The sequence below is a fragment of the Streptomyces agglomeratus genome (assembly GCF_001746415.1).
GTDB lineage: Bacteria > Actinomycetota > Actinomycetes > Streptomycetales > Streptomycetaceae > Streptomyces > Streptomyces agglomeratus.
The window spans coordinates 1,297,219-1,312,085 of sequence record NZ_MEHJ01000001.1 but is presented as its reverse complement, the minus strand read 5'-3'; the positions used below and the strand labels follow the sequence as shown (position 1 = coordinate 1,312,085).

The following is a 14,867-nucleotide window of genomic DNA, read 5'->3' as shown; positions in this document are numbered from 1 at the left end:
CGCACGCCTCCCCGTCGTGTGGTGGTCCGTTCTCCCAGAGGAAGAGAACGGAATTGGTACACGCCGCGGCCGACCGCACCCGGTGGTGCGGTCGGCCGTCGGCGCCGCTGCCCTGACGGGCGCGGCGGTCGCTGTCAGCCCCGCAGATTGGCCATCCAGGCCTCCACGTCGTCCGCGGCCCGGGGAAGGCCGCCCGAGAGGTTCTCGTTGCCCTCCTCGGTGACCAGGATGTCGTCCTCGATCCGGATGCCGATGCCGCGGAGCTCCTCGGGAACGGTCAGGTCGTCCGACTGGAAGTACAGACCCGGCTCGACGGTGAGCACCATGCCCGCTTCCAGCGTGCCGTCCACGTACAGCTCGGTGCGGGCCTTGGCGCAGTCGTGGACGTCCAGGCCGATCATGTGACCCGTGCCGGCCAGGGTCCAGCGGCGGTGCAGCCCGAGCTCGTACGCCTCGTCCACCGACCGGTCGCCGAACAGGCCCCAGGCCGCCAGGTGCTCGGCCAGCACCCGCTGGGCGGCGTGGTGGAAGTCCCGGTACTTGGCACCGGGCCCGACCGCGGCGATACCGGCCGACTGCGCCTCGTACACCGCGTCGTACACCTTGCGCTGGACCGGCGTGAAACGGCCGTCGACCGGCAGGGTGCGGGTGACGTCGGCGGTGTAGAGGTTGCGGCTCTCCACTCCGGCGTCGATCAGCAGCAGTTCACCAGGGCGGGTCTCACCGTCGTTGCGCACCCAGTGCAGCGTCGTGGCGTGCGGTCCCGCGGCGCAGACCGACGCGTAACCGACGTCGTTGCCCTCGATCCGGGCACGCATGTAGAACGTGCCCTCGATGGCCCGCTCCAGTGTCGGCGTGTCGGTACCGAGGACGCGTACGACGTCCTCGAAGCCCCGGGCGGTGGCCTGGCAGGCGTGGCGCAGGTCGGCGATCTCGAAGTCGTCCTTGACCAGGCGCATTTCGGAGAGGGCGACGCGGAACTCGGTGTCGCGCTCGGCGGTCACCTTGTCGTTCAGTGCGGCGTCGACGGCCGCGTCGTAACCGCGCAGCAGGCGGATCGGGCCGGTGGCCGCGGCGAGCCGCTCGGTCAGCGTGCGGACGTCGCGGCAGGGCAGGCCGAGGAGCTGCTCGTTCTCGGTGAGGCTGTTGCGACGGCCGTCCCAGAGCTCACCGTGGTAGTCGAGCCAGAACTCGCCGGACCCGTAGTCGGAGCGGGGGAGCAGGTAGGCGACCGCCCGGTGCCCGCCGTCCTGGCCGGGCTCCAGGACCAGCACGGCGTCCTGCGACTGGTCACCCGTCAGGTAGACGTAGTCGGAGGAGGGCCGGAAGGGGTAGTCGGTGTCGTTGGAGCGGACCTTCGGGTTGCCGGCGGGGATCACCAGCAGCTCGCCGGAGAATTGGGCGGAAAGCGCCGCCCGGCGGCGCGCGGTGTGCGCTGCCTGCGCGATGGGCTGGAGGTCGCGCCGCTCGGTGTCGGCCCAGCCCTGCTTCATGTTCTCCGCGAGTTCGGTGCTCACGCCCCCGTACAGGCCGTTCTTCCGGGCCTTGTTCTCGTCTGACTCGTCAGTCACAACAGCCTCCTGAGGCGAATCCGTCACGCACTTTCCTTCTCAAGTGAAGACAGCCGGGCAGCCGGCATCTCTGGGGGGCAACCGTCCGGGAACAATCCCAGGGGAAATGCGCCGTCCCGGCAATTGCTTTTCCGGGCAGACGTCCTGAACCGCGTGGGCGGGAGCGGCGTGCGGTGAAACCGGTCTCCGCCACGGGTCCGGGCGAGCCCCCACGGGCCGGACAGCAGCACACGAAACTCCCCCAAATTCCAAGGCCACACAGCTAGTTGCCGCGAACGGCACTCTCGCAGACCCCCACCCCTCCCACTTCATACATACGTATGAAAGATCACGTTTGCCTTTGTTCATCTGTCGATGGGCCGATCCCCGCCGATCCCCGCCGGTTCCTGTCTCCGAGCGGTGAACGGCCGCCGGACCGCCCCTTCATGATCACGTATGAGCATCGAATCGCGGAGCGTCTTGTACGAGGCGGCCTGGCGCGAAGATCCTTCTCATGACCTCCTCGAGCAGAGGAAGCCCTGAAGGAAGAGGCGGATGACTCGGCACGACGACACCCCCGCGCCGGTTCTGGTGACGGAGGACTGTGCGTCCACGAAACGGGTGGCGGGGAAGTGGGCGGCTTCGGGCCCCAAGCGCTTCGCACTGATCTCCGGGGCAGTCCTGGTGGTCGCGGCCGTGGCGGTCGGCGGCTGGGCGACCTGGTTCCGGCCGCCCTACTCACTGGCCGGCTCACCGTCGGTCGACGTCACGGTGAGGGCGGGGAAGTCCGGCCACCCGGACGTCGCGGAGACCGCCGAGGACGTCGACTCGCTTGTACGGGTGTACGTCCAGCGGCTCAAGGCCGAGGACGCCGCAGGGCTGGCGAAGCTCGCCGGCCCCGATTTCGACCAGCCGGACGCGGAGGCCCGCAGGCACGTCCGCGACTACGCCGTGAGCGCGCGGGGCCACGTGGAAGCCACCGTCGTGGAAGGCGTGGTGGACTACTTCAACCAGGTGGACCTGGTGTACGAGAAGACGGGCAAGCGCCAGGAACTCCTTCTCGTCCACGACGACGGGCACTGGTGGGTCGCCCTCGGCGACGGCGATCCGGCGGCGGGCAACCCGAACAGCGTCGACGGACCGGGGTAGTCCCCCCGGGGGCCATGGCCGCGTGACGTAGAGCCGACGCGGCCGGCCGAGGCAGGCGTGGGGCCTTCACCGGCCGCCCGGCTCCCGCCAGCCGGCGGTCCGTACGCGTCACTTGCCGCCCTCGTGGGAGGCGAGGCTCGGTACTGCGGCATGTGCACGCCCCGCTCACCGTGGAGTGAGCGGGGCGTGCACCGGGCGCGTCTGCCCGTCGGTCAGTCGTGGATGGTGACGCAGGCCTTGCCGTCCGGGTAGTTGGACCACCAGGCGCAGGCCTTGGTGCCGTCGGGGAACGACCTGTTGACGGTCAGCGGGCCCCAGGAGAAGCTGCGGGCCTCGCATATGTTCCCGCTGGTCTTCTTCCACGAGCCGATCTGGATGGTGGCCTTGCCGCAGTTGTCGGCGTGGTTCTTCGTGAGCGTGGTCTTGACCGTGTCGACGTGCAGCCGGGTGCCCTTGACCTCGATGCACTTCGAACCGTTGCTGCCGGGGTTACCGGTGCAGCCCCGGGCGGACAGCGGGCTGATCTCCGCCGCGGTCGCGGTCGACGTGGGAAGTGCGAGAGCGCCTGCGAGGAGAACGGTCGCGGCGGCGTAGCGAACGAGCATGGAGAAAATTCCCCCTAGCGAAGGGTGGTGCTTGTGTGGTCGCCACCGACGCTAGGAGGAGCGATCTTTCGCCCGGTAGATCGTTATCGGCCATTGCAGAAGTGAGCGTTGAGCGGGGGTGTGCCGTCCAGGTACCAGCGGCTGTCCTCCTCCGTGACCTGCCAGGGCACGCACACGGCCCCGTCGGCGCTCGTTCCCTTGAGCACCAGGACCTGCTGCTGGTCCTCTGTGCGGAGTGTCGGCGACACGTCGCTGCTTTCCGCTTCCTTGAGGCGCTCGAGCAGCGCCGTGGCGTAGCCGTCGGCGACCGTGTCCGGGTGGAACAGGTTCTGTAGCCGGTCGGCGTCCTGGTCCTGTACTGCCTTGGCGACGTCGCCGCGCAGACTCCGCGCGGACGCCGAGCCCTCGGGCGGCTCGTTGGCGATGGACACGCACACCATGGTCATCCAGACTACGAACCCGGCGATGAGGAAAGCGGGCAGCAGGCGGGTCTTCCATCGCTTCCCGGTCATGGTGGGCACGTCGTGTCTCCTTAATGCGGATGTGGCTATCACCGTAGGGTGAGGCGCCCTGGACCGGGTCACCCGGGTCGGCACACCTGCGCTCGGCGCGCGGGCAACTCGATCGGGCCGGCGCCTTGTTCCACCACTTTCCTCCACCCGTGCGCGCAAACGGGACCCGCCCGGGCAGGGTTGGCGCGCCAGTGCCCCGTTCGTACATGTGACGCAAAAACGCACGCATACTCTGCTCTTTTCGTGGCATGCCCGCTCGTCCGCCCTGTGTGTCTTCCCTGGAGTGGGGAGCTATGGCTTTCGCCGATGGGGGTACATGCAATTCCCTGAACCGAGATCGCGGTGTCGTCGAACGACGAAGCCGTGGCGAAAGGGAGGCGAGGGTATTCGCATGTCGCAGATCGAGGAGTTCGTCGAAGTAATGGGTCGGTGCGCTGCCCGATCCGCTTTACGCCTTACTTGAGCGATTCGATCTCTGTCGAGACCAGGCGCCGTGCCGAGACCGGCGCAGTGCGTGGGCAGTTGGACCGCCTGGCGCGGTGGTACCTCGGTAGAGTAAACATTTGCCATGGGGCAACAGTTGGGTGCTGCCCCTGCGGCCGCGACGGCCATTGAGGGTTGGACGCCGAGGCTGGGCCGGGCGCCCGCCCTCTTCGTGGCAGCATGTCTGCTCAAAATCCCTATATGTATGATTCTCGACGAAATGGCTTTTATCGTGACGAACATTCTGGCTGCTGGGCGCGCGGTGCGCACTGCGGCGCCCCATGCGCTCTTCGACGCGATGCGAGCCGCGCTGATCGCGTACTACGAAGCCGTCGAGGTCGACCTGCTGATGGCCGACTACAGTCTCACGTGCCTCCAGCCGGTGACGGCCTTGCCCCATACGTCGGAGCCGTTGCCGGTGGAATCGAGTCCCGAAGGCCGCGCGTTCGGGAGTCAGGAGCCGTTCGGTCAGTACGTGGCCCAGGGCGGGGCCGTGGATCTGCATCTGCCCGTGACCGTGCGCGGGGACAGGCTGGGCATCCTGACCGTGCGCCTGCCCAAACACAGATGCACGCCCGACACCGTTGAGGAACTGACCGAGCTGGCCGAACTGCTCGGGCATGAGATCGTCGTCGCCGAGCGCGATACCGACCTGTATTTGCAGGCGCGGCGTGCCAGTCGCCTCACCCTGGCATCGGAGATGCAGTGGCAACTGCTGCCGGCCCGCGCGTGCAAGCGCCCCGAGTACGCGATCGGCGCCCAGTTGGAGCCGGCCTACGACATCCACGGCGACAACTTCGACTGGTCGTCCTCGGCCGAGAGCCTGACTCTCAGCGTCACCAACGGCATGGGGGAGGGGATCGAGGCGTCCCTGCTCACCAATCTGGCCGTCAACGCCCTGCGCAACGCCCGCAGGGCCGGCATCGGCATCGCCGATCAGGCGGCCCTGGCCGACCAGGCCGTCTACGCGCAGTATCGCGGAGCGCAGTACGTGTCCACTCTGCTCCTGTCCTTCGAACTGGCCACCGGACGGGGGCAGGTGGTGGACGCCGGTTCACCTCAACTGTGGCGGCAGCGGGACAAGATGGTCGAGCACGTCGCCTTCGAGGCGCAGCTCCCGTTGGGCATGTTCGACGAGACCGCCTATACGGCCCAGGACTTCGAGGCGCTGCCCGGCGACCGCCTGATCTTCGTCAGCGACGGCGTCTACTCGGCCGTCTCGGGTGCCGGGGAGGCATACGGGGAGCGGGCTCTGGCGCGGGCCATCCAGGCCGTCAGCCTGTTGCCGGCTGCTGCTGTGCCACGCGCGCTCCTTCAGGAACTGGCCTCCTACCGCGACGCGGACGCCGAAGACGACGCGCTGGTCCTGTGCCTGGACTGGTTCGGCCGCGCCGATCCGTCCGCGAACTGAGCGGCGACCCTCGGCCCTGCCCGCCGACCGGACGCCCGGCTCGCGCGCCTGGCAAAAACTGAGGGGTGGGAAGGAATTTCCACCGACAGGGGACGTGCCCGCCGGCCTTTGCCGGGGCGACCTCCTCATCCTTTGCGCCGGCGGTCTCACCGGACAGCCGCGGAGATCCCGTCCAAGGCGCGCGGCGTCTCGTTGAAGCGGTGAGCAGGCACGCCGCAAGGCCGCTGGCACGAGCAATAGGCATGGTGAATTGGCGGGAGCTGACAAACCACTCTCACGAGTGAGAGGGTGGTCCAATGCCCCGCACTCTGCATTCCGCTGACCGTGAACAAGTGGCACACGCCGCGTGCGCGGTGTCGGAACTCTTGCAGCTGCTCTGGGGACGTGGGCAGGAAGCCGCGCCTTCCGGCCCGCTCTCGCCTTCTCAGTTGCGTGCGCTCACGGCGCTGGCAGGGCAGGAGGGTGTCAATCTGCGGGCGCTGGGCGAGGTACTCGGTACGCGACCGTCGTCCGTCAGCCGCCTGTGCGACCGCCTGGAAGCCGCCGGGTTCGTTGAGCGGTACCCGAGCACCACCAGCCGCAGAGAGATCGAAGTGCACCTCAGCCGGCGCGGACGCGCTGTTCTCGCCGAGTCCCGTGCGTTCCGGGCGCGTGAGGTCGAAACCGTGCTCCAGCAGATGACTCCGGCGAATCTGGCCGCGCTGGCCGAAGGTCTGGAAGCCTTTCAGACGGCCGCCGCACACCTCGGCCTTCCCGTCGAGTCAATCAGCCAGGAGCGCTCGGCGGACATCGCCTAGTCCTGCCGTCCGGCTCCTCGCCGATAAGACGCCGGACAGAACCCGATCCCGTCAACCCGTAAGCGATTCGCACCTCATGACGGTGCGACATCCCATTGATTCCCGTGGTTCTTGCCGGGGTCCTGAGCTCCTGACCCGGGGCTTTTCTCTCCTTCGCGTGATCGGCCGGTGAAGAACTCACGGGCTGTCGCACCGAGGCACTTGAGTCTCCAGCCGCCGGAGGGTTCAGGATCTTGCCCATGGACGACGAACGCCCCGACCTGCTCACCATTGGCCGGCTCGCGCAGCGCACCGGACTTCCGGTGCGTACCCTGCGCTTCTGGTCGGACGAGGGGGCGGTGCCGCCTGTGGCCCGCTCCGCGGGTGGCTACCGGTTGTACGACGCCGAGTCCGTGGCCCGCGTCGAACTGGTCCGCACCCTGCGGGAGTTGGGCCTCGGGCTCGACGACGTGTGCCGTGTCCTGAGCGGCCGCACCACGGTCGCCGAGGTCGCCGACGCGCATGTGGCCGCGCTCGACGCGCAGATCCGCTCCCTCAAGGTGAGCCGGGCCGTCCTGTCCACCGTGGCGAAACGGGGTTCCACCGTTGAGGAGACAGCACTGATGAACCGGTTGGCGCGGCTTTCCGCCGCCGAGCGCAAGCAGATCATCGACGAGTTCAAGGAGGAGGTGTTCAGCGGCCTCGACGACCCGCGCCTGCGCGACCGCATGCGCGCCTACAGCATCGAATTGCCCGACGATCCCACACCTGCGCAGGTCGACGCCTGGATCGAACTGGCCGAATTGGTGCGGGACCCCGGTTTCCGCACCCGGTTGCGCACATGGATGGAACTCAACACGCCCGTACCGGGGCAGGGCCGTCCCCCCCGGGCGTCCATCTGGTGGGCCAGGCAGATCGTGCAGACCGTCGCGGAGGTCAGAAACGGCGGGGTCGCCCCCGAGGGGCCGGCGGCGGCCGAGGTGCTGTCCGAGCTGTTCGGTGACGCCGATCGGGCCGCCGTGCTGCGCAGCCGGGAGGCCGGGATCGAGGCAGGAGCGGAGCACTACCGCCGGCTCGTCGCCCGTGTGCGCGGGCAGAACGCGTCGCCCGAAGCGACCGGGGAACTGGAATGGCTGGCGCGGGCCCTGCGCGCAGCGGATCAGACCTGACCCGGACACTGGCCGCGCGAATACGGACACAGCCCAATGGTGCGGGCCCCGACATCGCCGGGGCCCGCACCGTTTCGGGACCAACGTGCGCTGTCGGTGCACGCGTTGATGGTGCGGATCAGCGGATCAGCGGGTTGGGCCGGGAGGCGCAGGCGTCCGTCGCGGACTTCGGCGATCTGGTCGACCGCGGTGAGGTGGGTACGGTCGTGGGTGACCAGGACGGTCGCGGTGGCCTGCCGGTTGGTGAGGCGGGTGATCAGGTCGATGACGGCGGCGCCGCGTTCGTGGTCCAGGGCGCTGGTGGGTTCGTCGACCAGGAGGACGGTGGGGTCGCTCATCAGGGCACGGGCGATGTTGACGCGCTGGCGCTGTCCGCCGGAGAGCTGGTGGGGCCGCCGTGCGGCCTGGTCTGCCAGGCCGACGGCGTCCAGGAGCTCCATGGCCCGGCGGTGGGCGGTGCGGGGCCGGCGGCCGTCGATCTGGGTCATGACCTGGAGCTGTTCGGCGGCGGTGAGGGAGGACAGCAGGTTCGGCTGCTGGAAGACGATGCCGATCTTGTGGCGGCGCAGCTCCGTGAGTTCTGCGCGGGTCAGGCCGGTGGTGGAGGTGCCGTCGATGGTGACGGTGCCGGCGTCGGGCGTGATGAGGGTGGCGGCGACCGCGAGGAGGCTGGACTTGCCCGAGCCGGAGGGGCCGACGACGGCGGTCAGGCTGCCCTTCGGCACCTGGAGGGAGACCCGGTCCAGGGCGGTCAGGCGGTCCTCGCCGTCGGGGTAGGTGAGGGTGATGTCGGTCAGGTCAAGGCTCATCGGGCGCTCCCCAGGGCGGTCAGCGGGTCGACGGAAGTGATACGGCGGATGGACAGGGCGGCGCCGAGCGCGCCGAGCGCGATCATCACGACAGCCGGAACCAGGACGGTGGCGGGGGTGAGGAGGAACGGCACGGCTGAGTCGGCGACGAGGGCGCCGAGGCCGGCGGCGATGCCAGTGCCGATCAGGGTGCCGCCGGTCAGCAGGATCACAGCCTGGCCGAGCGCGTCCTTGAGCAGGTTGCCGGTGGAGGCGCCCAGCGCCTTGAGGACGGCGACGTCGCCGCTGCGCTGGATGGTCCACACGGTGAAGAAGGCGCCGATGACCAGGGCGGAGATCGCGAACAGGAAGCCGCGCATCAATTGCAGGGAGCCGTTCTCGGAGGTGTAGGAGCCGATCGCGGACAGCGAGTCGTCCTTGGAGACCGTCTTGGTGTCCGCTGCCTCGTCGGTGGCCTTCACATCGGTGCCGGAGGAGGTCTTCAGGGCGATGACCGTGGCGACCGGTCCGTCGTTCTTGCCCGTGGGGGGTGCGACCTGCTGCCAGGCGTCGAGGCTGGTCCAGACGACCGGGGTGTGGCTGAAGGAGGCGTCCCCGCTCACCGCGGCGACGGTCACCTTCTGTCCGGCCAGGGTGAAGGTGTCGCCCGCCGTCACGCCGAGGCCGTCGGCGGCGGCGGTGGACAGGACCGTCGCGCGATCGGAGATTCTGGTGCTGTCGGGGGCGAGCGCGGAACCGGGCTTCACGCCGAAGGCCGACACCCCGGTGCTCCGGTTGCCGGCGGTTGCCTTGGTGGTGGTGATGCCCAGCGGTTCGGCGCTGCTCACGCCGGGCGCCTCGGCCCACTGCTGCCACTGCTTCTCGGTGACGGTGGAGTTGGAGTACGACAACTCCTCGCCGCTGCCCGGCGTGCCGAAGGCGATCCTGTCCGCGGGCAGGTCGGTGATCGCGGAGATGTTCTGCCGGCCCAGCCCGGCAGTCAGCCCGGACAGCAGCCCGACCAGCAGGGTGATCAGCACGATGACGGTGCCCATCAGGGCGAAGCGCCCTTTGGCGAACTTGAGGTCTCTCCAGGCGACGAACACGGGCTTGGGCCTGCCTTTGCATGGTTGTCACGGGATGGAAGCGGTATGACTCCACCGTCGCCGTCAGACCCCCACCTGGGCATCTGGCCCAGGACAGCACTTGCCGCATCGAAAGGCGGCACGCGGCTTGCAACTTTCGATGGAGGCGCGGACCGGGGGGTGTCCTTAGCCTGGAAGAACTGTGAACACCACTGCCCCCGCCCTGACCCCGACCCCGCGTGCCCTGGCCTGGTGCCTGCACTTGCTGGTCATCGCCCTGCTCGCTCTGGCCGCCGGCCGGGCCGTCACCGACCACCGCCCGCACGCCGGACTGATCGTCACTACGGCTGCGGCGTGTGCCGTGATCTACGCGGCCGGGCCTATCCTGCCCCGGGTACGCCGCTCACGACGGGCCGCCGCACTGTGGCTGGCCGCCGTGAGCGCTGTCTGGCTGGTGCTGCTGGCCCTGTCCTCCGACGGGGTGTGGGTGGCGTTCCCGCTGTACTTCCTTCAGCTCCATCTGCTGTCCCGCCGCTCCGGTCTGGCCGCGGTGGTCACCACCGCGGTGGTGGCCACCACCGGCTTCGCCGCGCACCGTGGCTCGTTCAGCCCCGCGATGGCGATCGGGCCGGCCCTCGGCGCCGCTGTGGCGGTGGCGGTGGTGTGGGGGTACCAGGCGCTGTACCGCGAGAGCGAACAGCGCAGACGCCTGATCGAAGAACTCACCGCCACCCGTGCCGATCTGGCCACCGCGCAGCACGCGGCCGGAGTGCTGGCCGAACGTGAACGCCTCGCGCGCGAGATCCACGACACCCTCGCCCAGGGGCTGTCCAGCATCCAGCTGCTGCTGCGCGCTGCCGAACGCGCCCTGCCGCGGGCACCGGAGAACGCCGTCCGCTACATCGACCAGGCACGGCAGGCCGCCGTCGACAACCTCGCTGAGGCCCGCCGCTTCGTCGCCGCCCTCGCCCCGCCCTCCCTGGAGGGCACCACCCTCGCCGGCGCCCTGGAACGCCTGTGTGCCACCACCAGCACCCGCCACCGGATCACCGCACGCTTCCACCTCACGGGCGACCCCGTGCCGCTGCCGACCGCGTACGAGGTCGCCCTGCTCCGCATCGCCCAGTCCGCCCTCGCCAACACCGTCCGCCACGCCGGGGCCGCCACCACCGACGTCACCCTCAGCTACCTCGGTGATCACGTCGCCCTCGACGTCGTCGACGACGGACGCGGCTTCGACCCCGACCAGGTGCCCGCTCCCGACCCGGAGGCCGGCGGGTTCGGACTGGCCGCCATGCGCGCCCGCGTCCACGCTCTCGGCGGCACCCTCACCATCGAGACCGCCCCCAGCCACGGCACCGCCCTGGCCGCCCAACTGCACCTCGACCCCATCCCCGGCCCCACACCCGGCCCCACCCCGAGGCCCGCCCGTGACCGACACCCCCGTCCGCCTGCTCCTGGCCGACGACCACCCCGTCGTACGGGCCGGACTCCGCGCCGTACTGGAAACCGAAGAAGGCATGACCGTGGTGGCCGAGGCCGCCACCGCCGAGGACGCCGTCGCCCGCGCCGCCCACGGCGACATCGACGTCGTCCTCATGGACCTCCAGTTCGGCGAGGGCGTGAACGGCGCCGAGGCGACCGCCGCCATCACCGCCCGCCCCGGCGCACCTCGCGTCCTGATCGTCACCACCTACGACACCGACGCCGACACCCTGCCCGCCATCGAAGCCGGCGCCACCGGCTACCTCCTCAAGGACGCCCCGCCCGAGGACCTGGCAGCCGCCGTCCGCACCGCCGCCACGGGCCGCACCACCCTGGCACCCGCCGTCGCGGACCGGCTGATGAACCGGCTGCGTACCCCCGGCATCGCCCTGACCCGACGCGAGACCGAAGTCCTCGCCCGGGTCGCCGAGGGCCTGTCCAACCAGGCCGTCGGCGACCGGCTCCACCTCACCGAAGGAACCGTCAAGTCCCACCTGGCCCGCATCTTCGCCAAGCTCGGCGTCGATTCCCGCACCGCCGCCGTCGCCACCGCCACCGACCTCGGCCTCATCCGCCGCCAGTGAGCCCCGCCCCGCGCCCGTACGACTGGTCACCTGACGGACGGCAGCGGCTCACCGGGGCCGGGCCACCGAAACGGTGACGTCCAGTACGTCCACCATGCGGTTCAGCCTGCCGCGTGCACGTGCCACGTGGGCCCGGGGCACCCGGATCTCAGCGGTGGCCCGGGAAGCGCCCGCCGCCCCGTAGTGCAGGGCCAGCACCGGCATGCTGCTCAGCGTGGCGGCGATCCGACCCAGCGCTCCACGGCTGTCGCGGAGCGCCACGCTGAGCGTGCACGCCGCATCGTCCGGCTCCGGCGCTCCTGCGAGCGGCGAGGGGCCGCCGTGCCCGCCTGCTCCGCGCCGAGCGCGCAGGAGCCCGTAGGTGAGGGCCTCGCGAAGTGCCTCGCAGGACGCGGCGAGCACGTTGTCCGCGACGCCGACCGTGGACCACTCGTCGTTGCCGTCGCTGGTGGTGACGAGGACCCGGGTCGTGGACTCGGTGCCGTGGTGGCCGTCCAGGATGCGGACCTTGTAGTCGCTCAGCTCGAAGGAAGACACCTCCGGGTATGTCGACCTCAACGCCTGGCGCATCGCCCGGTCGAGGGCGTTGACCGGGCCGTTGCCCTCGGCGGTAACGACGGTCCTCCTGCCCTGAGCGCGGATTTTCACCGTCGCCTCCGCCTGGCGCGACACACCGGGCCCGCCCTCCGTGATCACCCGCCACGACTCCAGCTCGAAACAGCTCTCCGTGCGGCCCTCGGCCTCCGCACGAAGCATCAGCTCGAAGGAGGCGTCGGCCGCTTCGTAGGCGTAGCCCTTGAGCTCGCGCTCCTTGACGCGCTCGACGACGCGGCCGACGAGCTCGCGGTCGTCGCCCAGGTCGATGCCGAGTTCCTTGCCCTTGAGCTCGATGGAGGCGCGGCCGGCCATGTCGGAGACGAGCATCCGGATGTGGTTGCCGACCTGGCCCGGGTCGATGTGCTGGTACAGGTCGGGGTCGACCTTGATCGCGGAGGCGTGCAGGCCGGCCTTGTGCGCGAAGGCGGAGACGCCGACGTACGGCTGGTGGGTGGAGGGCGTCAGGTTGACGACCTCGGCGATGGCGTGCGAGGTGCGGGTCATCTCGGCGAGCGCGCCCGGCGGAAGGACCTGCTTGCCGTACTTGAGCTCCAGGGCCGCGACGACGGGGAAGAGGTTGGCGTTGCCCACACGCTCGCCGTAGCCGTTGGCGGTGCACTGGACGTGGGTGGCACCCGCGTCGACGGCGGCGAGGGTGTTGGCGACCGCGCAGCCGGTGTCGTCCTGGGCGTGGATGCCCAGGCGCGCGCCGGTGTCGGCGAGGACGGTGGCGACGACGGCCTGGATCTGCGCGGGCAACATGCCGCCGTTGGTGTCGCAGAGGACGGCGACGTCGGCTCCGGCCTCGTGCGCGGCTAGCACGACCGCCTTCGCGTAGTCCGGGTTGGCGCGGTAGCCGTCGAAGAAGTGCTCGCAGTCGACGAAGACGCGGCGGCCCTGGGAGCGCAGGTGGGCGACGGTGTCGCGGACCATCTCCAGGTTCTCGTCGAGGGTGGTGCGCAGGGCGAGTTCGACGTGCCGGTCGTGCGACTTGGCCACGAGCGTGATGACCGGGGCACCGGAGTCGAGAAGCGCCTTGACCTGCAAATCGTCAGCGGCCCGGACGCCAGGGCGGCGCGTGGCGCCGAAAGCGACGAGCTGGGCGTGCTTGAACGCGATCTCCTGCCGCGCGCGGGCGAAGAACTCCGTGTCACGCGGGTTGGCGCCGGGCCGGCCGCCCTCGATGAACCCCACGCCGAACTCGTCCAGATGCCGGGCGATGGTCAGCTTGTCCGCGACGGTCAGGTTGATGCCCTCGCGCTGCGCGCCGTCGCGCAGCGTGGTGTCGAAGACGTGAAAGACGTCGTGTGTCATGGCGGGTGTTTCCTGTCCAGGTCTGCCGGGCCGGGTAAGGCCGTTGCGTCAGGGCTGCTGATGAAGAAAACAAAAAGACCCCTCGCGGAACGCGAGAGGTCTGCGTGCGGGCGGTGAGCCGCCTGGGAGGGATCGCCCCCGGGTCACCTCGGTGCCGGCACGCTGGCGCTAATAATGAGCCGACGCTGCATGGCGGGCAGTCTCACACGAACCGGCCACCGCGGAAAGGTCATCTCACCATCCGGGCGCACCGTCTGAGCCGGCGCGTACTCCTACAGCCCCCGGCGTCACCTGCTCGGCCACGGCCGGGTGAGCGCGCGGCGCCCGGCAGACGGGCGCCGCGGCGGTCAGGCCGTTGCGGTGCCTCCTCCGCGCGGCCGGGAGCCGGCCGTCCGGGCGGCGGTGTCGAGTACGTCCTCGCCGTAGAGGGCCTGTAGCCAGTTGGTCTGGTAGATGGTGTCGAGGTAGCGCTCACCGAGGTCCGCGGCGATGGCCACCGCGGTGAGGTCGCGGGTGTCGTGCCGCTCTAGCCAGCCCATCGCGCCGCTGACCACGGTTCCGGTGGAGCCGCCGAAGAGGAACCCGTGTCTGGCCAGACGGCGGCAGGTACGGATGGTGTTCGCCTCTTCGACGTGGACGACCTCGTCGACGTACGACTCGTCGAGCAGCGGTGGACGCACGCTCATGCCCAGCCCGGGGATCATCCGGCGGCCGGGGGGACCTCCGAAGGACACCGAGCCGACGCTGTCGATCGCGACGACCCGCACCGGACGGTGCCGCTCGTGGAAGTACCGCGCGCAGCCCATCAGGGTGCCCGTGGTGCCCGCCCCGATGAACACGACGTCCACATCGGGGAACGCACGGGCGATCTCCGGCGCCGTCGTGCGGTAGTGCGCCTTCCAGTTGCTCGGGTTGGTGTACTGGCTGAGCCACACGTACCGGTCGTCGGAGTCGCACAGCGCGCGGACGTAAGCGAGCCGTGCGCCGAGAAAGCCGCCCTGGGCCTTCTGGGCGGCGATGACGTGCACCTGGCTGCCCAGCGCCTCCATCATCAGCCTGGTGGCCAGGTTGCAGCGGGGGTCCGTCACACACAGAAACCGGTAGCCCTTGCTCGCGGCGATCACGCTCAGTGCCACGCCCAGGTTCCCGGACGAGGATTCGACGATGATCGACTCGGGCGTCAGGATGCCGTCCCGTTCGGCGCCCTCGACCATTTCGATCGCGGTTTTCAGCTTGATCGAACCGGCGAAATTGAAGCCCTCGCACTTCAGGAAGAGCGACTGACCGAAGATCGGCCGGAGGTCGACGTACAGGTCCTCCTCGTTGAAGGCGTGGGGAACGGTTATGACGGGCACGATG

General features: G+C 69.9%; 10 protein-coding genes and 3 pseudogenes. 6 read left to right on the top strand and 7 right to left on the bottom strand.

The features are described 5' to 3' along the window. Positions 1-134 precede the first annotated feature (134 nt). Positions 135-1,571 carry an aminopeptidase P family protein gene (locus tag AS594_RS05400; RefSeq protein WP_107357976.1) on the bottom strand — a complete coding sequence of 479 codons (1,437 nt, stop codon included), beginning with the start codon at positions 1,569-1,571 and terminating at the stop codon, positions 135-137. A 534-nt stretch (positions 1,572-2,105) separates the two neighbouring features. Between AS594_RS05400 and AS594_RS05395 the strand changes: the two genes are divergently transcribed. Continuing rightward, the gene (locus AS594_RS05395; RefSeq protein ID WP_240508942.1) at positions 2,106-2,699 is read left to right on the top strand and encodes a hypothetical protein; all 594 of its coding nucleotides are present in this window, start codon (positions 2,106-2,108) and stop codon (positions 2,697-2,699) included. 212 nt (positions 2,700-2,911) lie between these two features. Here the strand turns inward: AS594_RS05395 and AS594_RS05390 are convergent, their stop codons facing one another. Both AS594_RS05390 and AS594_RS05385 read right to left on the bottom strand, forming a co-directional pair. Beyond that, positions 2,912-3,304, bottom strand: coding sequence for a hypothetical protein (locus AS594_RS05390; RefSeq protein ID WP_069774122.1), 393 nt, complete (start codon positions 3,302-3,304; stop codon positions 2,912-2,914). Between the two features lie 83 nt (positions 3,305-3,387). Next, positions 3,388-3,825 carry a hypothetical protein gene (locus AS594_RS05385; protein ID WP_069933404.1) on the bottom strand — a complete coding sequence of 146 codons (438 nt, stop codon included), beginning with the start codon at positions 3,823-3,825 and terminating at the stop codon, positions 3,388-3,390. Between the two features lie 679 nt (positions 3,826-4,504). On the opposite strand from AS594_RS05385, the gene AS594_RS05380 reads away from it, so the two are divergent. From AS594_RS05380 to AS594_RS05370, 3 genes are all read left to right on the top strand, one after another. After that, a complete protein-coding gene (locus AS594_RS05380; RefSeq protein WP_240508941.1) occupies positions 4,505-5,710 on the top strand; it encodes a PP2C family protein-serine/threonine phosphatase in 1,206 nt (401 codons plus the stop codon). A 296-nt stretch (positions 5,711-6,006) separates the two neighbouring features. Then, entirely contained in the window at positions 6,007-6,507 is a 501-nt protein-coding gene (locus AS594_RS05375) for a MarR family winged helix-turn-helix transcriptional regulator (protein ID WP_069933406.1), read from the top strand. A gap of 239 nt (positions 6,508-6,746) precedes the next feature. After that, a complete protein-coding gene (locus AS594_RS05370; RefSeq protein ID WP_069934970.1) occupies positions 6,747-7,655 on the top strand; it encodes a helix-turn-helix domain-containing protein in 909 nt (302 codons plus the stop codon). Positions 7,656-7,792: 137 nt separating this feature from the next. Here AS594_RS05370 and AS594_RS05365 read toward each other — a convergent pair. Together AS594_RS05365 and AS594_RS05360 are read right to left on the bottom strand one after the other, a co-directional pair. Continuing rightward, a pseudogene (locus tag AS594_RS05365) lies at positions 7,793-8,464 on the bottom strand (ABC transporter ATP-binding protein); the annotation flags it as partial. Then, positions 8,461-9,549: an ABC transporter permease gene (locus tag AS594_RS05360; protein WP_069933408.1), complete on the bottom strand. Its 1,089-nt coding sequence runs from the start codon at positions 9,547-9,549 to the stop codon at positions 8,461-8,463. The pseudogene AS594_RS05365 and the gene AS594_RS05360, both read right to left, overlap by 4 nt. A gap of 181 nt (positions 9,550-9,730) precedes the next feature. On the opposite strand from AS594_RS05360, the pseudogene AS594_RS47200 reads away from it, so the two are divergent. Together AS594_RS47200 and AS594_RS05350 are read left to right on the top strand one after the other, a co-directional pair. After that, positions 9,731-10,948 (top strand): annotated as a pseudogene (locus tag AS594_RS47200) (sensor histidine kinase); the annotation flags it as partial. Positions 10,949-10,958: 10 nt separating this feature from the next. Continuing rightward, the gene (locus AS594_RS05350) at positions 10,959-11,597 is read left to right on the top strand and encodes a response regulator (protein WP_069933410.1); all 639 of its coding nucleotides are present in this window, start codon (positions 10,959-10,961) and stop codon (positions 11,595-11,597) included. A gap of 342 nt (positions 11,598-11,939) precedes the next feature. Here the strand turns inward: AS594_RS05350 and cimA are convergent. Together cimA and sbnA are read right to left on the bottom strand one after the other, a co-directional pair. Continuing rightward, a pseudogene (cimA, locus tag AS594_RS05345) lies at positions 11,940-13,508 on the bottom strand (citramalate synthase); the annotation flags it as partial. A 347-nt stretch (positions 13,509-13,855) separates the two neighbouring features. Continuing rightward, complete coding sequence (gene sbnA / locus AS594_RS05340; protein ID WP_069933411.1) at positions 13,856-14,863, bottom strand: 2,3-diaminopropionate biosynthesis protein SbnA; 1,008 nt, start codon at positions 14,861-14,863, stop codon at positions 13,856-13,858. Positions 14,864-14,867 lie beyond the last annotated feature (4 nt).

Excerpts from the sequence above, each read along its gene's own strand:
- AS594_RS05395 (WP_240508942.1), top strand. The coding sequence starts at position 2,106 with ATGACTCGGCACGACGACACCCCCGCGCCGGTTCTGGTGACGGAGGAC.
- AS594_RS05390 (WP_069774122.1), bottom strand. The coding sequence starts at position 3,304 with ATGCTCGTTCGCTACGCCGCCGCGACCGTTCTCCTCGCAGGCGCTCTC.
- AS594_RS05380 (WP_240508941.1), top strand. The coding sequence starts at position 4,505 with ATGATTCTCGACGAAATGGCTTTTATCGTGACGAACATTCTGGCTGCT.
- AS594_RS05375 (WP_069933406.1), top strand. The coding sequence starts at position 6,007 with ATGCCCCGCACTCTGCATTCCGCTGACCGTGAACAAGTGGCACACGCC.
- AS594_RS05370 (WP_069934970.1), top strand. The coding sequence starts at position 6,747 with ATGGACGACGAACGCCCCGACCTGCTCACCATTGGCCGGCTCGCGCAG.